Genomic DNA, 22,950 nt, shown 5'->3' with positions numbered 1-22,950 from the left:
CATGGACATCGACGCGTTACTGGCCAAACTGGAACACCACTTCGCGCTGACCGCGGCGAACAGCAAGCTGTTGATCGTCGGACTGGGCGCGACGGGCCTGTCGGTTGCCCAATTCCTGCAAAAAACCCCGTTGAAATTCGCGGTCGTCGACAGCCGGAAAAATCCGCCGCTGATCGATGTCTTGCGCGAACAAATGCCTGACGTGCCGGTGTTCACCGGCGGTTTCGATCAATCGGCCCTGGCCGTCGCCACCCATCTGGTCATCAGTCCCGGCGTGTCGCTGGCCGAGGCCGCGATTTGCCAAGCCATACAAGCTGGTGTCCGTGTCATCAGCGATATCGATTTGTTTGCTTGCGCGACCGATAAACCGGTCGTCGCGATTACCGGCTCGAACGGTAAAAGCACCGTCACCACGATGCTGGGCGACATGGGCAACGCGGCCGAGGTTAAAACCGCGATCGGCGGCAATCTGGGCACGCCGGCGCTGGATTTATTGCAGCAAGACGCCGATCTATACGTGCTGGAATTGTCCAGCTTTCAGTTGGAACGGACCACCGCGCTGAACGCGGCGGCCGCGACGGTGTTGAACGTGACGCCGGATCATCTGGATCGCCACGCCGGCATGGCCGACTACGCCGCCGAAAAACAACGGGTATTCAGGGGCGACGGCGTGATGGTGTTGAATCTCGACGATCCGCTGGTGATGGCGATGCGCGAAGCCGACCGCCCCTGCCTGACCTTCTCGATCCGCGACACCGCCGACTTCTATCTGCGTCGCGGCGAAACCGATTATTTGATGCAGGGCGAGCAAGCCCTGATGGCCGCCAATCGCTTGCGCCTGGAGGGCAGCCACAACCTCGCCAACGCGTTGGCGGCGCTGGCGCTGGGCCAAGCGGTCGGTTTGAGCATGACCGCGATGTGCGACGCATTACGCAAGTTCAAGGGACTGCCGCACCGAATGCAGAAAATCGCCGAAAAAGCCGGCGCGCACTGGGTCAACGATTCCAAGGCCACCAACGTCGGCGCCTGTATCGCCGCGTTGCAAGGCTACGAACGAAAAGTGATTCTAATTGCCGGCGGCGACGCCAAGGGCGCCGACATGAGCGAACTGGCACCGGCCGTTGCCGAAAAGGCCAAGGCGGTCGTCGCGATGGGCAAGGATGCCGATCTGATCGCCGCCGCGTTGCAAGAGCGCGTGCCGGTCCATTTCGCCGGCAATATGAAGGAGGCGGTCCGGATCGCCGCCGGTCTGGCCGGCGAAGGCGACACGGTATTGCTGTCGCCGGCTTGCGCCAGTCTGGATCAATACCGCAGCTACGTGGATCGCGGCAACAAATTCGCCGAAGCGGTGATGGAACTGCCGTCATGCTGAAACCGACCCCGAAACCCCGCGCGCAAAATCGGCTCCACGTCGATCCGGTGTTAATGCTGGCTTGCTTCAGCCTGCTCGGCGTGGGCTTCATCATGGTCGTGTCCGCCTCGCTACATTTGGGCGTCAAGATGGCGGAAGACATTTCGCATTTTCCGTTTAAGCAATTGGTGCACATCGCGCTGGGCCTGGGTTTTGCCGCCGCTGTATTGAATGTGCCGATGAAAAGTTGGGAAAAAATGGGCCAGCCGCTGTTCATCGCCGGACTGGTATTGCTGTTGGTGGTGCTGGTGCCGGGGGTCGGCGTCCGCGTCAACGGTAGTATTCGCTGGCTATCGATACTCGGCCTGCGGATTCAGGTTTCCGAAGTGGTCAAATTCATTTCGGTCATTTACATGGCCGGCTATATCACTCGGCACGGCGATCATGTCCGACGCTCGATTTTCGGCCTGCTTCGACCGTTGATGCTGTTCTCGGTAGCCTGCATGTTGCTGCTGCTGGAACCGGATTTCGGTTCGGCCGTGGTCATTTTGATCATCGCCATGGGCATGATGTTTCTGGGCGGCGCGCGTTTGTCGCCTTTCGTCGTACTGGTGGCTTCGGTTTCGATGGCCGCCGCGATGCTGGCCTACACCTCGCCGTATCGCTGGAAGCGGGTGATCAGCTTTCTGGACCCGTGGGAACACGCCAGGGACAGCGGCTATCAGCTGACCCAGGCGCTGATTTCCTTCGGCCGCGGCGAGTTTGCCGGGGTTGGCCTGGGGAACGGCCTGCAAAAACTGTTTTATCTGCCGGAAGCCCACACCGACTTCTTGTTTTCGGTATTGGGCGAGGAACTCGGCTTGTTGGGCGTCATTCTGGTGGTTGGCCTGTTCACGGCGTTGTTGATCCGTGCCTTCGCGATCGGCGAGCAAGCCCAACTCGCCGGCCTGCAGTTCTCCGGCCTGGTCGCTTACGGCCTGGGCATTTGGTTCGGCTTTCAAGCCTTCGTCAACATGGGCGTCAACATGGGCATCCTGCCGACCAAGGGCTTGACCTTACCGCTGATGAGTTACGGCGGCGGTAGCATGATCGTCATGTGCGGAGCGGTGGCGGTGTTGTTTCGGATTCATTACGAGGTGACCGAACACAACAAGAACAACGTGAAAGGGCGGCCGGTATGAGCGGGCACATTTTAATCATGGCCGGCGGCACCGGCGGCCATGTCTTCCCAGCATTGGCCGTCGCCCAAGAGTTGCGCGAACGCGGCTGGCGGGTCAGTTGGCTGGGCACAGAGAAAGGCCTGGAAGCCAAGGTGGTGCCTACTCACGGTTTCGAAATCGATTGGCTGGCCGTGGCCGGCCTACGTGGCAAGGGCTTGCTCGCCAAGCTGGCCGGCGCCTTACGTTTACTAAAAGCCTGCTGGCAGGCGCGAACCATCTTGCGGCAACGCCATCCCGACCTGGTTTTAGGTATGGGCGGATTCGTCGCCGGTCCGGGCGGTTTGATGGCGAAATGGTTGGGCATCCCGCTGATAATCCACGAACAAAATCGGGTGCCCGGCACGACCAACCGCTGGCTAGCCCGTTTGGCGGCCCGCGAGGTATTGGAAGCATTTCCGAACAGCTTCGAAAGTGACGTCGGCGCCATCTGTACCGGCAATCCGCTCAGACAGGCTTTCGCCGAAATCGCCGATAAATCCGAATGGACGCCGAGCGCCGGCAGAAATGTCCGGATTCTGGTGTTGGGCGGCAGTCAGGGCGCGAAAGTCTTGAACGAGACGCTGCCGGACGCCCTGGCCGGCCTGGACAAACTGGACGTCAAACACCAAACCGGCGGCGCCATGCAAGCCGAGGTCGCGGCGCGTTACCGCGAGTTGGCAATGAACGCCGAAGCGCTAGCCTTTATCGACGACATGGCCGGCGCCTACCAATGGGCGGATCTGATCGTTTGCCGGGCCGGCGCGATGACGGTCAGCGAAGTGGCCGCATGCGGGCTGCCGGCGATTTTCGTGCCGTTGCCGCACGCGATCGACGACCATCAGAACGCCAACGCTCGCTATTTAACCGAGGCCGGCGCCGCGCTGCTGCTGCCGCAATCCGAATTGAACGCGCAAAACCTGCGCAAGGCTATCCAACAAGCGATGACCGCATTACCTGAAATGAGCCGCGCCGCCAAGGCCCTCGCCCGCCCCGACGCCACCCGAACCGTCGCCGACTTGTGCGCCGAGTTGCTTAGCCTAGAGGCCGCGTCATGAACCGCCCCAGCATTCCCGCCGCCAATCAGGCGCTCGGCGATATCGACAAAATCCATTTCGTCGGCATCGGCGGCACCGGCATGAGCGGTATCGCCGAAGTGTTGAGCAACCTGGGCTACAGCGTGTCCGGCTCCGACATCAAGGCGTCGCCGGTGACCGATCGCCTGGCAAGCCTGGGCGTCAAAGTCTATTTCGGCCATCGGGCCGAAAACGTCGCCGATGTCGATGTCGTGGTCACGTCGACCGCCGTCGACCGTAAAAACCCGGAAATCGTCACCGCTTACGAAAATCGGGTTCCGGTGATTCCCCGCGCGGAAATGCTGGCCGAACTGATGCGCTTCCGCTTCGGTATCGCCGTCGCCGGCACCCACGGCAAGACCACGACCACCAGTTTGACGACGATGATGCTGGCCGAGGGCGGCCTGGATCCAACTTTCGTGATCGGCGGGCGCTTGAACAGCGCCGGCGCCAACGCCAAGCTCGGTTTGGGCAAATATCTGGTCGCCGAAGCCGACGAAAGCGATGCCTCGTTTTTGTTCCTGCAACCGATGATGGCGATCGTCACCAACATCGACCAGGACCACATGGAAACTTACGGCGGCAGCTACGGCAAACTGAAGGAAACCTTCCTGAAGTTCTTGCACCAACTGCCGTTCTACGGGTTGGCGGTGATGTGCATCGACGACCCCGGCGTTTGCGACGTGCTACCTAACGTGTCCAAACCGGTGAAAACTTACGGCGTCAGCAGCTACGCCGACGTGCGAGCGGTCGACATCCAACAAGACGGTCTGCGCACCCACTTCACGGTACTGCGCTGGGGCAATTTGCCGGCGTTGCAAGTCACGCTGAATTTGCCCGGCTGGCACAACATGCTGAACGCGCTGGCGGCGACCACGATCGCCACCGCGCTGGGCGTGGCCGACGAGGCCATCGTCAAAAGTCTGGCCGAATTCAAGGGCGTAGGACGGCGGTTTCAAATCAACGGCGACATCGAATTTGCCGGCGGCAAGCTGACGCTGGTCGACGACTACGGTCATCACCCGCGCGAATTGGCCGCGACCTTGGAAGCCCTGCGCCAAGCCTGGCCGACACGCCGCAAAGTGGTGGTATTTCAACCGCACCGCTATACCCGCACCCGCGATCTGTTCGAGGATTTTGTCGACGTCTTGTCCGGCGTCGACGTGCTGATCTTGCTGGATGTCTATTCCGCCGGGGAAGCGCCGATCACGGGCGCCGACGGCAAGGCTCTGAGCCGTTCGATCCGAACCCGCGGTCAGGTCGATCCGGTGTTCGTGCAAAACCGCGAGGACTTGCCGACGATATTGGCCGGTATCGTTGCCAAGGATGATGTGATTTTGACGATGGGCGCCGGCAACGTCGGCCAGATCGCCGCCGATCTGCCGCAAAAACTGGCCGAGGCGCTGGCCTCCCAGAGGCTGGCGACATGATGGCTACCGCGACCTGGAAAGGCACTTTGCTGACCGACGAGCCGCTGGCCAAGTACACCAGTTGGCGGGTCGGCGGCCCTGCCGAGCGCCTGTATGTACCAGAAAACAAAGCCGACCTGATCGCGTTCATCGCCGAGTTGCCGGTCGAAGAACCCTTGTATTGGTTGGGGCTGGGCAGCAATCTTTTGGTGCGCGACGGCGGTGTCAAAGGCACGGTGGTCCACACCCGGAATCGATTGAAAGACCTGTATTTGCTCGATTCCGAACGCGTCTACGTCGAAGCCGGCGTGCCCTGTGCCCACGTCGCCCGGTTTTGCAGCGATCTGGGGCTGGTCGGCGCCGAGTTTTTGGCCGGGATTCCCGGCACGATGGGCGGTGCATTGCGGATGAACGCCGGTGCCTTCGGCGGCGAAACCTGGCGTATCGTCGATAAAGTGGAAACGATCAACCGCGCCGGCGCCGTCGCGTTGCGCAATCACGGCGAATTCGAAGTGGCCTACCGCTCGGTGCAAGGCCTCAGAGACGAATGGTTTTTATCGGCCCAATTGCTGTTGCGTAAGGGCGATAGCGAAGCCAGTCAGCAACACATCAAGAGTTTGCTGGAAAAACGCAACGCCAGCCAGCCGACCAACAAGCCCACCTGCGGCTCGGTGTTCAAAAACCCGCCCGGCGATTACGCGGCGCGGCTGATCGAAGCCTGCGGCCTGAAAGGCTACGCGGTCGGCGGCGCTGTGGTCTCGGAGAAGCACGCCAATTTTATCGAAAACAGCGGCAAGGCCAGTTCGGCGGACATCGAAACCCTGATCGAACTGATCCAAAACCGGGTACAGGCGCAATTCGGCGTTGTGCTGGAAACCGAAGTTTGCCGGATAGGTGAGAAACAATGAAACCCTTGCAAATCAAAAACCCGAGCGAATTCGGCAAGGTCGCGGTGCTGCTGGGCGGCACCGCCGCCGAGCGGGAAGTGTCGCTGAACAGCGGTAATGCGGTTTACCAGGCGTTGAAAGCCGGCGGCGTCGACGCCGTGGCGATCGATGTCACCGCCAGCCCGATCGACGCGTTGGCCGGCCAGCGCTTCGACCGAGTTTTTAACGTGATCCACGGCCGCGGCGGCGAGGACGGCGTGTTGCAAGCGGTGCTGGAAGCATTGGGATTGCCGTATACCGGTTCCGGCGTGCTGGCCTCGGCGTTGGCGATGGACAAACTGCGCACCAAATTGTGCTGGCAAGGCGCCGGTCTACCCACGCCGCGCTGGTTTTTGCTGACCGGCGACCAGGACCTCGACACCTGCATCAATGCCCTGGGTTTTCCTGTCATCGTCAAGCCGGCCCAAGAAGGCTCCAGCATCGGCATGAGCAAGGCCCACAATCGTGAAGAACTGGCTGCCGCGCTGAAACTGGCCAGCCAATACCGTTGCGATGTGTACGCCGAACAATGGATACAAGGCCAGGAATACACGATAGGCATGCTCAACGGCGAGGCGCTGCCGGCGATCCGGCTGGAAACGCCGCACACTTTTTACGATTTCGACGCCAAATACCGTGCTAACACCACTCAATATCACTGCCCTTGCGGCTTGGACAATGAACGGGAAAAAGAACTGCAAGCCCTGGCATTGAAAGCCTGTCAGACCGTCGGCGTCAGCGGCTGGGGCCGGGTCGATGCCTTCATCGACGACAGCGGCCGGCTGCAATTGATCGAAGTCAATACCGTGCCGGGCATGACCGACCACAGCTTGGTACCGATGGCGGCCAAGGCGGTGGGCATCGATTTCCAAGAACTGGTCTGGCGAATTTTGGAAACCAGTATGGTGGCGAGCGGTGATCAGGCTTAGGACTTTATTGCTCGCGGCCTTGCTGTGCGGCGGCGGTTGGTGGGGCTGGCAAAAAGTCAGTACCGGCATGCTGCGCAACCAGCCGATCCGCTACGTGAAGATCGAGGGCGCCTTTCAATATACCGATAAGGAGCGCCTGAAACAGGTGTTGGCGCCGCAAATGAAGCTGGGTTATTACCATGCCGATATGCAGGCGGTTCATCAGGCCATTAAGGATTTGCCGCTGGTGGACAAGGTGGACGTCAAGCGGGTCTGGCCGGACGCGGTGCATATCAAAATCGTCGAGCACAAGCCGGTGGTTCGCTGGGGAAGCAATGCTTTGCTGAACAAGCAGGGCGATGTGCTGACCCCGGACAATATCGAACCGTTTCGGCATCTGCCTTTGATTACCGGTCCGTCCGGTCAAGAGAAGAAACTGCTGGAAATCATGAAGGGCGTTTATATCGTCTTGAAGGATAAATCGTTGCAGCTGGCGGAGTTTCACGTCAACGAGCGGCGCGCCTGGCGGCTCAAGTTGGCCAGCGGCTTGGAAATGCAGTTGGGCCGCAAGGCGCCGCTGGAAAACATGCAACGCTTTTTAAAAACGATGGATTTGTTGGGCGCCGAGCAAGTGGCCATGATGGCCAGCGTCGATACCCGCTATCCGAACGGATACGCGGTGACCTGGAAACCGGAAGTGGCTGCCATCGATTGGAAAGCCATTGTGGAAAAGAATAAGAACTTGATTTAAACGCTTACAGAGCAAACGAAAATGGCCAAAAAGACAGATCGAAATATTTTAGTGGGGCTGGACATCGGCACGTCCAAGGTCGCGGCCATCGTCGGCGAGTACCGGGGCGGCGATGAAATCGAAATCATCGGCATCGGCACGGCACCGTCCAAGGGCCTTAAAAAAGGCATCGTCGTCAATCTGGAATCGACCGTGCACTCGATCCAGCGCGCGGTCGAGGAAGCCGAGCTGATGGCCGGCTGCCAAATCAAATCGGTGTTCGCCGGGATTGCCGGCAGCCATATTAAAAGTCTGAATTCGCACGGCATCGTCGCGATCAAGGAAAAGGAAGTCACCCAGCACGACATCGACCGGGTGATCGATTCGGCCCGGGCGGTGGCGATTCCTGCCGATCAGAAAATCCTGCACATCCTGCCGCAGGAATTCGTGATCGACCAGCAGGAAGGCATCAAGGAGCCGATCGGCATGTCCGGCATCCGTTTGGAAGCCAAGGTACACATGGTGACCAGCAGCGTCAGCGCCGAACAAAACATCGTCAAATGCATCCGCAAATGCGGTTTGGACGTGGACGACATCGTGCTGGAACAACTGGCCTCATGCTCGGCGGTGTTGACCGACGACGAAAAGGATTTGGGCGTGTGTTTGATCGACATCGGCGGCGGCACCACCGACCTGGCGATTTTTTCGGAAGGCGCGATCAAGCACACCGCTGTGATCCCGATCGCCGGCGACCAGGTCACCAACGACATTGCGGTCGCACTACGTACTCCGACCAAGAACGCCGAGGACATCAAGCGCCAATTCGCCTGCGCGCTGACCCAACTGGCCGATCCGCAGCAAACGATAGACGTGCCCAGCATCGGCGACCGCGAGCCGCGCAAGATCTCGGCGCAAAATCTGGCCGAGATCGTCGAGCCGCGCTACGAGGAATTGATGCTGCTGGTGCAGGCCGAACTGCGCCGCAGCGGTTACGAAGATTTGATCGCCGCCGGCATGGTCATCACCGGCGGCAGTTCGCAAGTGAAGGGTTTGACGGAGTTGGCGGAGGAGATATTCCACATGCCGGTCCGCATGGGTGTTCCGCTGCACGTGTCGGGATTGACCGATGTGGCGGAAAACCCGATTTATTCGACCGCGGTAGGCTTGCTGCTATACGGCAAGGACCATCATGGCCGGGCGTTGGGGTTGAACGAAGAAGGTCTGGATTTGTTTTCGAAAATCAAAAGCTGGTTTCAAGGTAATTTTTAATTGTTTGTCTGGAGGGCGTAAAAATGAAATATGAATTATTGGACAGTAGCGGCACGGCGGTTATCAAAGTCATCGGCGTCGGCGGCGGCGGCGGCAACGCCGTCAATCACATGGTGGAAACCGGCATCGACGGCGTGCAATTCATTTGCGCGAATACCGATGCCCAAGCCCTGAGACAAATGAGCGTGGATACCATCGTGCAACTCGGCGTGGAACTGACCAAGGGTCTGGGCGCCGGCACCCGGCCGGAAGTCGGCCGCGCCGCCGCCGAGGAAACCCGCGAGCGTATTCGCGAAGTCATGGACGGCGCCGACATGGTGTTCTTGACCGCCGGCATGGGCGGCGGCACCGGCACCGGCGCGATCTCGGTATTCGCCGAAGTCGCCAAGGAACTGGGCGTGTTGACCGTGGCGGTGGTCTCCAAACCCTTCGACTTCGAAGGCACCAAAAAGAAAGCGGTTGCCGAGTCCGGCTTGCGCGACCTGGAAAAACTGGTCGATTCGTTGATCATTATCCCTAACCAAAAACTGCTGCCGACACTGGGCAATAACCGTTCGCTGGTCGATTCGTTCCGGGTCGCCAACGACGTGCTGCTGGACGCGGTACAAGGCATCACCGAGCTGATCACCCATCCGGGTCTGATGAACGTGGACTTCGCCGACGTCCGCACCGTAATGTCCAATATGGGTAGCGCGATCATGGGTACCGGCGTCGCCAGCGGCGAAAACCGTGCCCGTCTGGCCGCCGAAAAAGCCATCGCCTGCCCGCTCTTGGAAGACATCAACCTGCAAGGCGCGCGCGGCATTCTGGTGAACGTCACGTCCAACGGCGACCTGGGCTTGAACGAGTTCGACGAAATCGGCAGCATCATGCATGCGTTCGCGTCCGACGATGCCGACATCAAAATCGGCATGGCGGTCAATCCGGCCATGGGTACCGAAGTTAAGGTCACCGTCGTCGCCACCGGAATGGGCGAAAAAGTCAAGGCGGCCGCGCCGATCAGTCTGGTCAAGAAAGTGGCGGCCGGCGAAGTCGATTACGGTCAATTGGAAAAACCGACCGTGATCCGCCAACAAAAACAGGAATCGGCCCGCGAATCGCGATTCGGCGCTCAACCGCGCAACGATGTCGATCTGGATTACTTGGACGTTCCGGCCTTCTTGAGACGCCAAGCCGACTAAGCAACGCCGACTCCGCCATGAGGCGACCGGACCGGGGCCAGGGGAGAGCTATCGCATAAACTGTGGTAGACTCCCCGCTTTGTTTTACCTTTTTATCGGCACTTCATGATTAAACAGCGTACCTTAAAAAACACCATCCGGGCCACCGGCGTGGGTTTGCACACCGGCGACAAGGTCTATCTGACTCTGCATCCTTCCGATCCGGACACCGGCATCCGCTTCCGCCGGGTCGATCTGGACCAACCGGTGACGATTTCCGCCCGCCCGGAGAATGTCGGCGAAACCAAATTGTCGACGACGCTGGTACGCGACGGCGTTAAAGTATCCACGGTCGAGCACCTGCTGTCCGCCCTGGCCGGTCTGGGCATCGATAACGCGATCATCGACGTCAGCGCCGCCGAAGTACCGATCATGGACGGCAGCGCCGGTCCCTTCGTGTTTTTATTGCAATCCGCCGGCGTGGTCGAACAAGACGTGCCCAAGCAATACATTCGCATCAAGCGGGCGATTCGGGTCGAGGAAGGCGATAAATGGGCGGCCTTTGAACCCTTCGAAGGCTTCAAGGTGACATTCACGATCGATTTCGAGCACCCGGCGTTTTCCGAACACTTGAAAACGGCGGTGATGGATTTTTCTTCGACCACCTTCGTCAAGGAAGTCAGCCGTGCCCGTACCTTCGGCTTCATGAAGGACATCGAATTTCTGCGCGAAAACAATCTGGCGCTGGGCGGCAGTCTGGATAACGCCATCGTCGTCGACGACGATAAAGTGTTGAACGAAGACGGTCTGCGCTATGCCGACGAATTCGTCAAACACAAAATCCTCGATGCGATCGGCGACCTGTATTTGCTCGGTCACAGCCTAATTGGCGAATACCAGGGCTTCAAGTCCGGTCATGCGTTAAATAATAAATTGTTGTTGAGCCTGCTCAACGACCGGGATGCTTGGGAAATGGTGACTTTCGACAGCGTCGAGGAAGCGCCGATTTCGTTCATGCACTCCGCTCAGCCATCCGCCCGCGCGGCCGGCTAAATCTCCGCCAATCGGCGGCGGTCAGCGCTCGCGCAACCGCCGCCGCAAGGTCGCTCCCAAGCGGTTTAACGCCGCCGCCAGCTCGTCCCCTTCCGCTCCGCTTTCCGCGGCAATCCGTTCCGCCGTTTCCGGCGTCGGCAAGTTAGCTTGCCGCACGCGCTCAACCGCCTCGGCTTGCAGTATCCTGAGTTGCACGTCGTTGACCGATTGCCGACCGGCTTGCAGACCCAGCGCCAGTATCGCGTCCCGAAAAAACCGAATTTGCGATGCCCAGGCCGCGCTATCCACGTACAGCAACAAGCGATTACCGGACAGCACGGTATGAAGGACATGCCCTGCCAAGGCTTCCGGCAATACCGCCCTGACTTTAGCCAACAAAGCCTGCTGCTCGCCGAGCCGGGCAAAGCACATCGCCAACGGGCCGATGTCGTATTCGTGAATCGATTTAAACGCGGGTGCGGGTTTCTTCATGCCGGCGGATACCTCTTGGAATCATTGGCGGAGATAGTAACCGGCCCGGCGCGATCCGCCAAACCGGCGGACAGAATCGAGCTGTCCCAAGCTCGGCGTTATGATACGCTGTCAGCATGAGGGTTGGCCGCCGGTGATGGCCGACCGCCGAACCGAAACCACACGTTCAGGAGATTCGAATCATGAAGTCCGCCGTCCGTTTTTTGCTGGCCGTCTGTGTGGCGCTGGCAACGACCCAGCCGGCCGCCGCCGCCGACCTGACCCGGGCCGAAGTTCAACAGCTGTTGGCCAAGGCCGGCCAGCAACACCCCGCCGACTTACGCCGCAAGGATTTGAAGGGCGTCGATTTGTCCCATCTGGATTTTCGCCATGCCGACCTGTGGGGCGCCGATCTGCGCCGCGCCGATTTCAATCACAGCAATCTGGCCGGTTTGACGCTGGATTTGACCGTGATGACCGGTATTAATCTAAACGGCGCCAACCTGAGCCGCACCAGCATCTTCGGCGTCAGCCTGATGCATGCCGATCTGCGCGGCGCCGACCTGAGCGGTAGCCGGGTCGTCGCGATCATGGACGGCGCGAACTTGAGTGGCGCCAACATCAGCGGCGCCGATTGGGCCGCCGACATGAAAAACCAATCCATGGGTCTGATGCGCGCCAGCCTGAAAGGCGCCAACCTGAGCGGCGCCAATCTCAGCCAGGCCAAACTCGGCCGGGCCATGCTCAAGCACGCCAAACTGATGCAAGCCAATCTGCGCGGCGCCGATCTCTATTCGGCCGACATGGACGGCGCCGACCTGAGCGGCGCCGACCTGACCGATGCCAATTTTTCGGCGACCAAACTGCACGATGCCATTTTTACCGGCGCTGTCACCGATGGTGCCCGCTTCGACGGCGCCCAGCACAAACCCAATTTCCAATAATCATCGAGATTCGACATGCCACTTCCCGCGCAACTGACCCGGCGTAAAAGCGTTGACGCCCTGACCGGCGTCGAACACGGCCTGAAGCAGACCCTGACCGCCAAGGACTTGACCTTGCTCGGCATCGGCGCGGTTATCGGCGCCGGGATTTTCGTATTGACCGGCATCGCCGCCGCCAAATACGCCGGCCCGGCCATCGTGGTGTCGTTCATCCTGGCCGGCATCGCCTGCGGACTGGCGGCGATGTGCTACAGCGAATTGGCAGCGATGATTCCGGTGTCCGGCAGCGCCTACAGCTACGCCTACGCGACGATGGGCGAGTTGATGGCCTGGATCATCGGCTGGGATTTGGTACTGGAATATGCGTTGGCCAGCAGCACGGTGGCGATAGGCTGGGCCGGTTATCTGACCAGTTTTCTGGATGCGCTGGGGCTGCATCTACCCACTTATCTGACCACGGCCTACTTGGCTAATCCCGAGGCCGGTTTCATTAACTTGCCAGCAGTCTCCGTGATCTTGCTACTGACCGGGCTGCTGGTGACCGGTATCCGCCAATCGGCGATCTTCAACTTCGTGATGGTGTTGATTAAGCTTTCGGTGATCGTGGTATTCATCATTGCCGGTTCCGGACATATTCAAACTCAGAACTGGGCCGACTTCACGCCGTTCGGTTTCGGCGGCGTACTGACCGGCGCCGGTGTGATTTTCTTCGCCTACATCGGCTTCGACGCGGTATCCACCGCCGCCCAGGAAGCCATCAACCCGCAGCGCGACGTACCGATCGGCATCATCGGCTCGTTGGCGGTCTGCACCTTGCTTTATATTTTGGTGGCCGGGGTGTTAACCGGCATCATTCCGTACACCGAGCTGAACGTGCCGGCGCCGATTGCACTGGCGGTCGATCATGTCGGCATGAGTTGGTTGTCGCCGATTATTAAAATCGCCGCCATCGCCGGGCTGACTTCGGTGATGTTGGTGTTGCTGATGGGGCAAAGCCGAATCTTCTTCTCGATGGCCAAGGATCAACTGCTACCTCCGCTGTTCGCCCAAGTACACCCTAATTTTCAAACCCCGTATTTATCGACCATTCTGGTCGGCATCGCGGTCTCCTTACTGGCCGGCTTCATGCCGATCGAGAAACTCGGCGAATTGGTCAGTATCGGCACGCTGTTCGCGTTCGTGCTGGTGTGCGGCGGAGTCTGGATTTTGCGGAACAGTCATCCGGAAATGGAACGTCATTTTAAATGCCCGGCGGTACCGTACGTGCCGATTGCCGGTATTTTGGTGTGCTTGAGTTTGATGGCAGGCCTGCCGGTCGACACTTGGATCAGGTTGGTGGTGTGGTTGCTGATCGGGTTTTTGATTTATTTCGGTTACGGCATAAAACACAGCCAATTACGCCGCTAGGCTGGGGCGCCGGCCGTGCAATCCCGGAGGAATGCGGGCAAACGCTACGTCCACCGCCAGGAATTCCGACTATATTGTTAGTGCCGAAAGCGCTTCGGTATCGGCCGTCCGCCGCAGTCGATCGGCCGATACCGCAATGCGGGCATCCGTCAGCCCAGGAGTCGTTTATGTTGCAAAGTTTCGGCTACGCCGCCTTCGATCCCCAGTCGCCGTTGCGGCCGTTCGCCTTTCAACGCCGGGAACCGGGCCCTAGCGATGTGTTGATCGACATCGCCTACTGCGGCGTCTGCCACAGCGACTTGCACCAAGTGCGCAACGAGTGGCAAGGTACGACCTTCCCTATCGTACCCGGCCATGAGATCGTCGGCCATGTCGTCGACGTCGGAACCGAGGCCGGGGATTTTAAGCCCGGCGACCGGGTAGGCGTCGGCTGCATGGTGGACTCGTGCGGCACCTGTCCGGATTGCCTGGATCATCAAGAACAGTTTTGCAACGCGACCGTGTTTACCTATAACAGTCCGGACCCGCATACCGGCACGATGACTTACGGCGGCTACTCGAATCGGATCGTGGTCGACCGGCGTTTTGTGTTGCGGGTGTCGGATACACTGGCGCTAGCCGGCGTTGCGCCACTGCTGTGCGCCGGCATCACCACCTATTCGCCGCTGCGGCATTGGCGGGTCGGAGCCGGCCACAAGGTCGGCATCGTCGGTTTAGGCGGGCTGGGGCATATGGGCGTTAAATTCGCGCATGCCTTCGGCGCCGAGACCGTGTTATTCACCACCACGCCGGAAAAGGCCGCCGACGCGCAACGTTTAGGCGCCCATCAGGTGGTTGTTTCCAAGGACCCGGAAGCGATGCGCCGACATCTCGGCAGCTTCGATTTCATTCTGGATACCGTCGCCGCCGCCCACGACCTGGATGCTTATCTGAGTCTTTTAAAGCGTGACGGTACCTTGTGTCTGGTCGGCGTGCCGGAGCGCCCGCATCCGTCGCCCAACGTCGGCAACCTGATTTTCAAACGCCGTTCGCTGGTCGGTTCCTTGATCGGCGGCATCCGCGAAACCCAGGAAATGCTGGATTTTTGCGCCGAACACCGTATCGTCGCCGATATCGAATTGATCGCAATGCCTGATATCGACGCGGCTTATCGGCGCATGCTGAACAACGACGTAAAATATCGCTTCGTGATCGACATGGCGACGCTGCCCGTCCAATAAGCACGGAGACGGCCATCGCCAATCGTTGCTCCGCGGAACTTTTCGGGCCGAAAGTACCGGCCACTTTTATGCCGTTTCCACTCGCGAATTGCCAATGCCGACATCGCCTCGCGCGCTAGCCGCGACCTTGTTTCGCCGTTTCGTATTGACCGCCGCGATCGCGGCCTCGGGTTGGCTTGGCCTGGCCCTGGCGGTACCGCCCGGCTACGCCAGCCCGATCTGGCCGCCGGCGGGTATCGGACTGGCGGCGCTGTTGATTTGGGGAAATCGCGATTGGCCGGCGATTTGGGTGGCGGCTCTGCTGATCAATCTCGGTCACGCCAGCGAGACCCTGGGCCATTTTTCGCCGCAGGTCGGTTACGCCGCGATATCGGTTGCCTGCGGCACCACCTTGCAAACGTTGTTGGCGGCCCAGTTATCGCGACACTGGCTCTGTCCCGGTGTTCCGGCCTTGAACCGGGGCGGGCAAATTCTTCGCTACACCTTGTTGGCCGGGCCGTTGTCTTGCTGGCTGGCACCTAGCGTCGGCGTGGCCAGTCTGTGGTATTTCGATCTGCTGACCGAACAGGCCGCGCCGGCGAGTTGGTGGAATTGGTTTGTCGGCGATTGCTTCGGCGCGGTGATTTTGTCGCCGCTGATGTTTTGCCTGTTCGCCCGGCCCCAGCCGTTTTGGCGCGGCCGTTTGGTAACGATAGGGCTACCGACCCTGAGTCTGTTAGCTGGGCTGGTCGTGGTTTTCTTTCAGGTGCAGCGGGTCGAGGAACAGCGGCTGCGGCAGCAATTCGAGGCGAGCGCCGCCGCAATCGGCAAAGCGCTGGCCGAACACCTCAATCAGGCCGTCACGGCTTCGTTGTCGCTACACAGTCTGTTTCGGGCCTCGAGTTCGGTGGAAGCCGACGAATTCGCGATATTCGCCGACGGCGTGCTGGCCCGGAATCCGGATATTCTGGCCCTAGCTTGGGCGCCGCGAGTTGGCGCGGCCAACCGCGCGGCGTTCGAGGCCAAGCTTAGGCTGCGCGCGCCTGCCGCCGCCGGCATTCAGGATTTGCAAGCCGACGGCGCGTTGACGCCTGCCGGCACGCGCGATGAATATTACCCGATGTTGTACGTCGAGCCGGCAGCCCCAAATGCCGACCTGAAGGGGATGGATCTCGGCTCCGAACCGAAACGCCGGCAAACCTTGGCCCGAGCCCGGGCCAGCGGCGATCTGAGCGCCGCTACCAACGTGGGTCTGGCGCAATTCGGCGGTCAGGAAAACGGCATGCTATTGGTGATGCCGCTGTTCGAACCCGGCGAAAACGGCGAGCTGGCCGGCTATACCTACACCGTGGTGCGTACCGGCGCGCTGGTCGCGGCCGCGTTGCGGGGCCTGCAAACGCACGGTTTGAATGTGGTGCTTAATGACCCGGACGGCGACGAGGGGGCCTCGGATCTGTTTGGCGTCGCGCACCGCACGATCTCCATGCCGGCCGATATTCGACAAAGCCTGACGCTCGGCGATCGCCGTCTGGAAATCGTCGTACAAGCCGACGCCGACTTTATTTCGGAACAATCGTCCTGGCTACCCTGGACCGTCTTGATGGGCGGGGTGTTGTTCGCCGGGTTGTTGAACATCTATCTACTCTCCTCGACCGGACGCGCCGAATTCGTCGAAGCCTTGGTCGAAGCCCGTACCGCCGAATTGGACATCGCCAACGCCAATCTGAAAAAAGCCTTCGCGGATCTGGCCGAACAAGAAGGTAAATTACGCGGACTTTACGAACTGTCGCCGCTGGGTATCGCGCTGCTTGACCCCTCCGGCAACTTGCGGGAGTTCAACGAAGCGTTTCGGGATATCACCGGATACACCAGCGAGGAACTTAACCGCACCGCGCTACCCATGCTGCTTCCCGCCGACCTGACGATAGGCCCCGCCGATAGCAAGCGCTTCAGCCCCTACGAAATCGGGTTTTTACGGCCGGACGGGCGCGAACGGCTATTGCGTTTGAACGGGATGCGGCTGGCGAGCCGCGACGATGCGCCCGCCCTCTGGACCATCGTCGAAGACATCACCGAGGCGCACGCCGGCGCGGAAGTCCTGAGGCAGAGCGAATTGAAGTACCGAGAGTTGTTCAACGTTTCGCACGAAGCAGTGATGGTCGTAACGCCCGCCGGATTCGTGGATTGCAATCCGGCCACGCTGGCTCTGTTTGGATACGATAACGCCGCGACCTTTTGCGGTCTGCATCCGGCCCAAGTCTCGCCGCCATTCCAGCCGGACGGTCGTCACTCCTACCCGGCCGCCAACCAAATCATGGCGCAAGCCTTGACCCACGGTTTTCAAGAATTCGAATGGGAACACCTACGCGCCGACGGTACTGCGTTTCCGGCGCAAGTCACCTTGTCCGCGATCTCACTGGACGGTCAGACCGCGTTACAGGCCGTGGTCCGTGACCTTAGCGAGCGAAAGCGAGTGGAGCGCGCATTAATTGCCGCCAAGGAATCCGCCGAAGCAATGGCGCAGTCAAAATCGGCGTTTTTGGCCAATATGTCGCACGAAATCCGCACCCCGATGAATGCCATTCTCGGAATGTCGCTGCTGGCGCTGAACAAACCGGTCAGCGACGAGATTCGCGATTATCTGGAAAAAATCCACGCTTCCGCCGACAGTCTGCTAGGCATACTCAACGACATTTTGGATTTTTCCAAAATCGAAGCCGGCAAATTGGCGATACAGCCGGCACCGTTCAGCCTGCCGACCTTGGTTGAAACCTTGAGAACGCTGTTTGCCGGCAGCGCGGCCGGTAAACAATTGGGTTTCCAGGTGGACTTGGAAGCCGATCTGCCGACGATGGTGATAGGCGACGCACTGCGCGTGCAGCAAGTACTGGCCAATTTGCTCGGCAACGCCGTCAAATTCAGCTACCACGGCGACATCGCGCTACGCTTGCGCCGCGCCGGAACCGCAGGGGAATTGATTCGTTTCGAAGTCGAGGACCACGGAATCGGCATCGCCGAGCAGGATCTGGACAAATTGTTTACACCGTTTTCGCAAATCGACAATTCGATCACCCGCGATTTCGGCGGCACCGGCCTCGGACTGGCGATCAGTCGACAATTGTTAATGTTGATGGGCAGCGATTTTGACGTCCGCAGCAGGCTGGGTAGCGGCACGGTGTTCGGGTTCGAGCTGAATCTGCCTATCGCCGAGACCCTGCCGACCCCAGCTCTCCCGGAAGCCGGCGCTCGGCATCAAACCGGTCTGGCCGCCGAAATGCGGGCGCGCGGCGCGGCGTTGCGCGGGGCGCGCATCCTGGTGGCGGAAGACAATCCGGTCAACCAACGCGTGGTGTCCGAGTTCCTGCAGCTGGCCGGGATCGCGGTGGATCTGGCCGGCAACGGCCAGCAGGCTGTCGACCTAGTACGTCAACACCGCTACGATGCGGTACTGATGGACATCCACATGCCCTTGGTCAGCGGCTTGGAAGCGACCGCCCGTATTCGAGCCGAATCAAACCAAGCAGACGTTCCGATCATTGCGCTGACCGCCGGCGTGACTAGGGTCGAACAGGAGCGGTGTGCCGCCGCCGGCATGAACGCCTTCATCGCCAAGCCGGTCAAGCCGCTCGAGTTGATCGAACGGCTTTGCGAAGAGCTGGGCCGCCCCTCAATGGTCGACGTTGGGGTAGCGTCAGTCCCGCCGCCGCATGCGCCGGAGTTGGTGAAGTTGAGCGCCGCCGGTTTCGATTTCGGTCCGGTGTTGACGCTGCTCGGCGGCGACGAATCCAGCGTGTTGGAGATGCTGCGCGCCTTTAAAACTCACGCCGAAACCGATATGGCGCGGATCGAGCGGACTGTGGAACGAGGTGATTTGGCTGAAGCTCATCGCTTGTTGCATGCGCTGAAAGGCTCTGCCGGCAATCTAGGCGCCACGGCACTTTACCAAGCGGCGGTCACATTGGACGAAGGGATGAGTCGCGGGATATTGCGGGAAGCCGACTATCGGCGGTTTCGGCTGGCGGGGCGGGAGACTTTGACGGCTCTCGCTAGATTGGATGCGGAGCGGGACGGATAGGCGGCGCGGCTGGCGCACCGCCCAAGCCTTGCGGATTAACGGGCCTTGATCAGTTCGACATCGAAAATCAGCGCCGAATTGGGGCCGATGTCGCGACCGGCGCCGCGCTCGCCGTACGCCAGTTTAGCCGGGATGAACAAACGGTATTTGGCGCCTTCCTTCATCAATTGCAGACCTTCTGTCCAACCGGGAATCACCCGATTCAACGGGAACGAGGCCGGTGCGCCGCGTTTGTAGGAACTGTCGAATTCCTTGCCGTCTATTGTCGTGCCTTGGTAATGGACGGTGACGTTGTCGGTTGGGCCGGGTTGCGCGCCGCTGCCTTCGGTAACGACTTGATATTGCAAGCCGCTGGCCGTGGTGACGATGCCGGGCTTTTTAGCGTTTTCGGCCAAAAAGGCTTCGCCGGCGGCGAGATTTTCGGCGGGGGTAGTGGCGTTGGCCATCGAGAACATGACGAATCCTATAATAAATGCGGTTAAAGTAGCGACGACGCGCTGTTTTACGGTTTTCACGATAACTCCCTGCGGTTTGGTGAATGGTTTAGTTTATCAGTTTTCGGCGTTCAGCTCCTGTCGGCAACCGCTTAATTGCGCGTCGTAATTGAGTGCGCGACGGTGAACTTTTTGCGCCGTATTCAATAGCCAAGGTTTCTGCAAATAGCTGCTACGCCGGTATCCGCCCTGGCCTTCGTGATAAGCCAGATAAAGATGGTGGGTGTCGGACGCGGAAATACCCAGCATGTCGCGAGTGGTGGCGCAGTACCAGGCCACGAAATCGCAACTGTCGGCGAAGTCCTCGCGATCGGCCCAGCCTTTCCCGGTTTTCCGCCTATAATCGGCCCAGGTTTCGTCCTTGGCTTGCGGGTAACCGTAGGCGCTGCTGGACCGGAACCAGGGAATAAATCCTAAAATCGTCGGCCTAGGCGGTTCAGCGTCCGCGACGAAACGGCTTTCCTGATGAATGATGGCCATTTGCACCGCGATGGGCACGCCCCAACGCCGCGCCGAATCGAGCGAGGCCTGGTACCAGTCCTCCTTTTCCCGAAAAATTTCACACAGATTTTCGGTGTTTTTCGGCGGCAGACTGGCGCAGGCCGAGAAAAGCGTTAGACTAACGAAACCGATTAGTTTATTTTTCATGCCCTAATACCCCTAAGTCACTCAGGACTCCCGACCGGAAGCCCCCGCTATCAAAAAGGACAGGCCATGCCCATCGTTGAAAACCGCGCCTACCGAAAAAACCTGACCAGCCAGGGCTTGCTCTATCTCGGGTATCAGGAACATCCGATCAAAATCGTCAATCTCTCGCTGACGGGGCTATTGGCGGAATTGGTGGATACGCCGCCGGGAAACGGCATTAAGGACATATTCAGCGCCCTGCAAGTTTCGCCTATCGTCGATATTTATTTACCGGAAATGCGCGTCGTGGGCGAAGCGGAAGTGGTTAGAGCCGAAGCGACCGAGCAGGGCTTTCAGATTGCGATCGAGTTTCGCCATTTATCCTACGATGCCGACCAGCTACTGTATTCCCGGCGTGCCTACCGCAAGTCGATGACCGAGCCGGGGCATATTGTGCTGGACGGCGTCGATTATGCGTTTAGCACCGAAAACGTTTCGGTCGACGGTTTGATGATCAGGATGTTCGGATTGGTAAAAGTGCAACCGAACAGCATCGCCGATTTCGACTTCAAACATCTGGAACTGCAGGGCCAGGCCAAGGTGATCTGGGTGGAACACGACGAGTTTTCGACGCTGATCGGTCTGCAATACCAACATCTGGCGCGCGGCGATTTCAAGGGTATCCCGAATTTTTCCGTCGCCGGTTTACAAGCCGCGGGCTAGATCGCGCTTGCGCCAGTAGTCCTTGGCAAGCTGTTCGGCCTCCGCTTGACTGCCAGCGCGGCCGAGCAGCTTTAGCGCCACTGCCGCGGTGCCGGTGATCGAGGCCACCGCGAATTCGTCGTCAATCTCGCCGCGCCAGACTCGGGCCAATAATTGCGGGTCCAGTTCTTCGGCTTTCATATGACGGCGCTCGAACAGTGCAGGCCAGACCTCGTCGCTCAGCTCGTCGCCATGCACGCTTTGCACCAAACATTCGACATCCGGGTTACGCTCGGTCTCGCCGCCTTCGCCTTTTAATACCGCCATGTGCGCTTGGTTTAACAACAACGCCGCTTTTTGATGGACCTGGCGATAGCTCGGATGAAATATGCCCTGGATACTGTGACTGGCGTCGAACGGATTCAGCAATCTGACCAAGGTATGCACCGGCGAGCGCAAGCCCATGATAGGCCGCAGATTGATCATGTCGAACAACTTGGGGCAGATGTATTCCAACGACAAATAGCTGAAATTACCCCGTTGCAGTTGGTCGGCGGCCTCGGCTATCGACGCCGCCGGCGGCAAGCCCAACGCGTTCAAGACGTTTTCGGTATACAGACGGCCGTGGGTGTGACCGCCGGCACCGTGCATGAACACCTTGATGCCGTTATCGGCCAACAACAAGGTCGACAGCAAAAACCACGGTAAGTGTCGGCGCTTGCCGGCGTAGGACGACCAGTCCAGGTCCACCTGGATGCCATGATCGCAGTGAAAACTCTCCCTCGCGGCCGCGACGAAACCGGCCAGTTCCTCGCAGGTTTCTTCCTTGACCCGCATCAGCATCAAAAACGCGCCGAGCTGGATCGGCTCGACCTGACCGTCGGCCAGAATCATTTTCATCGCCCGATAGGCTTCGTCTTGGGTTAACGGCCGGGCGCCTTTCTTGCCCTTGCCGAGGATTTTGATGAATTCGGCGAACGGGTGTTCTTCGGTAGTCAGCGTCATGACAGGGAAAGCGGGAAGTAGTGGTCGATTAACAACGCGGCGAAGATCAGCATCAAGTAAACGATCGAGTAACCGAAGGTGCGCATCGCGGTCTTATTGTCCTTCTTGCGCATCATCTGCACCGCGTAATACAAAAAGCCCAGGCCCAACAATACCGCCGACGCCAGGTAAATCAAGCCGGTCATGCCGGTCAGATAGGGCAGCAGCGTGGTAATCAGCAGCAATATCGTGTATAGCAAGATTTGCAGGCGGGTGAATTCGACGCCGTGGGTAACCGGCAGCATCGGAATGGAAACCTTGGCATATTCTTCGCGTTTGGCGATCGCCAACGCCCAGAAGTGCGGCGGGGTCCAGACGAAAATAATCAAGAACAGCAACAGCGCGTGCGGATGTACGGTGCCGGTCATCGCCGCCCAGCCCAACACCGGCGGAGCCGCGCCGGCCGCGCCGCCGATCACGATGTTCTGCGGCGTGGCTTTTTTCAGATAGATGGTATAAACAAAGGCATAACCGATTAAGGACAGAAACGTCAGTACCGCCGTCAATACGTTAACCAGTCCCGCCAACAAGCCCATCGCGAACAAACCGATCGCCGCCGCGAACAGCAGTACCTGACGGGAATTCAGCTCGCCGGTCGGCAGCGGCCGGTTGCGGGTACGGGCCATTTCGGCATCGGCCTCTTGGTCGATGAAGTGATTGATCGCCGCCGCCGACGAAGCCGCCAAGCCAATGCCAATCGTGGCGTAAACGAACAAGGCCAGCGGCGGCATGCCTGGTACGGCCAGCAACATGCCGACGATCGCGGTAAACACGATCAATGCCACGACTCTGGGCTTGCAGAGTTCCAAATAGTTCTTCCAGGATAACGCGGGTTTGTCCGTCATTCGGCTGCGGATGGATTTCGGTTTCGGCAAACATATAGAATAACAGTGAACCTCTGATTATTAAAACAATCACAGGCGCTCACCA

Annotated in this window: 20 protein-coding genes; 15 read left to right on the top strand and 5 right to left on the bottom strand. The window is 59.5% G+C overall.

The features are described 5' to 3' along the window. Position 1 precedes the first annotated feature (1 nt). From murD to lpxC, 10 genes are all read left to right on the top strand, one after another. Positions 2-1,372 (top strand): UDP-N-acetylmuramoyl-L-alanine--D-glutamate ligase, encoded by a 1,371-nt coding sequence (gene murD, locus ACP4CD_RS18610; RefSeq protein ID WP_426992039.1) that lies wholly within the window; start codon positions 2-4, stop codon positions 1,370-1,372. Next, positions 1,366-2,532, top strand: a complete 1,167-nt coding sequence (gene ftsW / locus ACP4CD_RS18605) for a putative lipid II flippase FtsW (protein WP_071159063.1) — start codon at positions 1,366-1,368, stop codon at positions 2,530-2,532. The genes murD and ftsW overlap by 7 nt, the downstream gene beginning before the upstream one ends. Then, positions 2,529-3,605, top strand: a complete 1,077-nt coding sequence (gene murG, locus ACP4CD_RS18600) for an undecaprenyldiphospho-muramoylpentapeptide beta-N-acetylglucosaminyltransferase (RefSeq protein ID WP_426992038.1) — start codon at positions 2,529-2,531, stop codon at positions 3,603-3,605. The genes ftsW and murG overlap by 4 nt, the downstream gene beginning before the upstream one ends. Continuing rightward, the gene (murC, locus tag ACP4CD_RS18595) at positions 3,602-5,053 is read left to right on the top strand and encodes a UDP-N-acetylmuramate--L-alanine ligase (RefSeq protein WP_426992037.1); all 1,452 of its coding nucleotides are present in this window, start codon (positions 3,602-3,604) and stop codon (positions 5,051-5,053) included. Before murG ends, murC begins: the two co-directional genes overlap by 4 nt. Further along, positions 5,050-5,940 carry a UDP-N-acetylmuramate dehydrogenase gene (gene murB, locus ACP4CD_RS18590; protein WP_426992035.1) on the top strand — a complete coding sequence of 297 codons (891 nt, stop codon included), beginning with the start codon at positions 5,050-5,052 and terminating at the stop codon, positions 5,938-5,940. The genes murC and murB overlap by 4 nt, the downstream gene beginning before the upstream one ends. Next, positions 5,937-6,887, top strand: coding sequence for a D-alanine--D-alanine ligase (locus tag ACP4CD_RS18585; protein ID WP_071159067.1), 951 nt, complete (start codon positions 5,937-5,939; stop codon positions 6,885-6,887). Before murB ends, ACP4CD_RS18585 begins: the two co-directional genes overlap by 4 nt. Then, positions 6,874-7,617: a cell division protein FtsQ/DivIB gene (locus ACP4CD_RS18580; RefSeq protein WP_064028476.1), complete on the top strand. Its 744-nt coding sequence runs from the start codon at positions 6,874-6,876 to the stop codon at positions 7,615-7,617. Before ACP4CD_RS18585 ends, ACP4CD_RS18580 begins: the two co-directional genes overlap by 14 nt. A gap of 21 nt (positions 7,618-7,638) precedes the next feature. Then, positions 7,639-8,865 (top strand): cell division protein FtsA, encoded by a 1,227-nt coding sequence (gene ftsA, locus ACP4CD_RS18575; protein ID WP_064028474.1) that lies wholly within the window; start codon positions 7,639-7,641, stop codon positions 8,863-8,865. Positions 8,866-8,888: 23 nt separating this feature from the next. Beyond that, entirely contained in the window at positions 8,889-10,046 is a 1,158-nt protein-coding gene (gene ftsZ / locus ACP4CD_RS18570; RefSeq protein ID WP_064028472.1) for a cell division protein FtsZ, read from the top strand. Between the two features lie 105 nt (positions 10,047-10,151). Continuing rightward, positions 10,152-11,078, top strand: a complete 927-nt coding sequence (gene lpxC / locus ACP4CD_RS18565) for a UDP-3-O-acyl-N-acetylglucosamine deacetylase (protein WP_064028470.1) — start codon at positions 10,152-10,154, stop codon at positions 11,076-11,078. A gap of 21 nt (positions 11,079-11,099) precedes the next feature. On the opposite strand, the gene ACP4CD_RS18560 is transcribed toward lpxC, so the two are convergent. After that, entirely contained in the window at positions 11,100-11,549 is a 450-nt protein-coding gene (locus tag ACP4CD_RS18560; protein ID WP_426992033.1) for a DciA family protein, read from the bottom strand. 182 nt (positions 11,550-11,731) lie between these two features. Here ACP4CD_RS18560 and ACP4CD_RS18555 point away from each other — a divergent pair, with 182 nt between their 5' ends. The 4 genes from ACP4CD_RS18555 (at position 11,732) to ACP4CD_RS18540 (ending at position 19,153) form a co-directional block, all read left to right on the top strand. Continuing rightward, positions 11,732-12,472 (top strand): pentapeptide repeat-containing protein, encoded by a 741-nt coding sequence (locus ACP4CD_RS18555; RefSeq protein ID WP_426992032.1) that lies wholly within the window; start codon positions 11,732-11,734, stop codon positions 12,470-12,472. 15 nt (positions 12,473-12,487) lie between these two features. Continuing rightward, positions 12,488-13,879 (top strand): amino acid permease, encoded by a 1,392-nt coding sequence (locus tag ACP4CD_RS18550; protein WP_426992031.1) that lies wholly within the window; start codon positions 12,488-12,490, stop codon positions 13,877-13,879. A gap of 167 nt (positions 13,880-14,046) precedes the next feature. Further along, a complete protein-coding gene (locus tag ACP4CD_RS18545) occupies positions 14,047-15,099 on the top strand; it encodes an NAD(P)-dependent alcohol dehydrogenase (protein WP_426992030.1) in 1,053 nt (350 codons plus the stop codon). Between the two features lie 94 nt (positions 15,100-15,193). Further along, positions 15,194-19,153 (top strand): CHASE domain-containing protein, encoded by a 3,960-nt coding sequence (locus tag ACP4CD_RS18540; RefSeq protein WP_426992029.1) that lies wholly within the window; start codon positions 15,194-15,196, stop codon positions 19,151-19,153. Between the two features lie 35 nt (positions 19,154-19,188). On the opposite strand, the gene ACP4CD_RS18535 is transcribed toward ACP4CD_RS18540, so the two are convergent. Beyond that, positions 19,189-19,608: an FKBP-type peptidyl-prolyl cis-trans isomerase gene (locus ACP4CD_RS18535; protein ID WP_302848351.1), complete on the bottom strand. Its 420-nt coding sequence runs from the start codon at positions 19,606-19,608 to the stop codon at positions 19,189-19,191. Positions 19,609-19,704: 96 nt separating this feature from the next. Continuing rightward, on the bottom strand, positions 19,705-20,295 hold the full coding sequence (locus ACP4CD_RS18530) for a hypothetical protein (protein ID WP_168028379.1): 591 nt from the start codon (positions 20,293-20,295) through the stop codon (positions 19,705-19,707). A 66-nt stretch (positions 20,296-20,361) separates the two neighbouring features. Between ACP4CD_RS18530 and ACP4CD_RS18525 the strand changes: the two genes are divergently transcribed. After that, the gene (locus tag ACP4CD_RS18525; protein WP_064028454.1) at positions 20,362-20,997 is read left to right on the top strand and encodes a PilZ domain-containing protein; all 636 of its coding nucleotides are present in this window, start codon (positions 20,362-20,364) and stop codon (positions 20,995-20,997) included. Here ACP4CD_RS18525 and ACP4CD_RS18520 read toward each other — a convergent pair. Next, entirely contained in the window at positions 20,980-21,981 is a 1,002-nt protein-coding gene (locus ACP4CD_RS18520) for a glycosyl transferase family protein (protein ID WP_426992028.1), read from the bottom strand. The two genes, ACP4CD_RS18525 and ACP4CD_RS18520, sit on opposite strands and share 18 nt — an antisense overlap. After that, positions 21,978-22,877 (bottom strand): heme o synthase, encoded by a 900-nt coding sequence (gene cyoE / locus ACP4CD_RS18515; protein WP_426994709.1) that lies wholly within the window; start codon positions 22,875-22,877, stop codon positions 21,978-21,980. The genes ACP4CD_RS18520 and cyoE overlap by 4 nt, the downstream gene beginning before the upstream one ends. Positions 22,878-22,950: the final 73 nt, after the last annotated feature.

Source organism: Methylomonas stagni (assembly GCF_050154735.1).
GTDB classification, from domain to species: domain Bacteria; phylum Pseudomonadota; class Gammaproteobacteria; order Methylococcales; family Methylomonadaceae; genus Methylomonas; species Methylomonas koyamae_A.
Note: the sequence above shows the minus strand (reverse complement) of the source record. Positions and strands in the feature narration are given on the sequence as shown.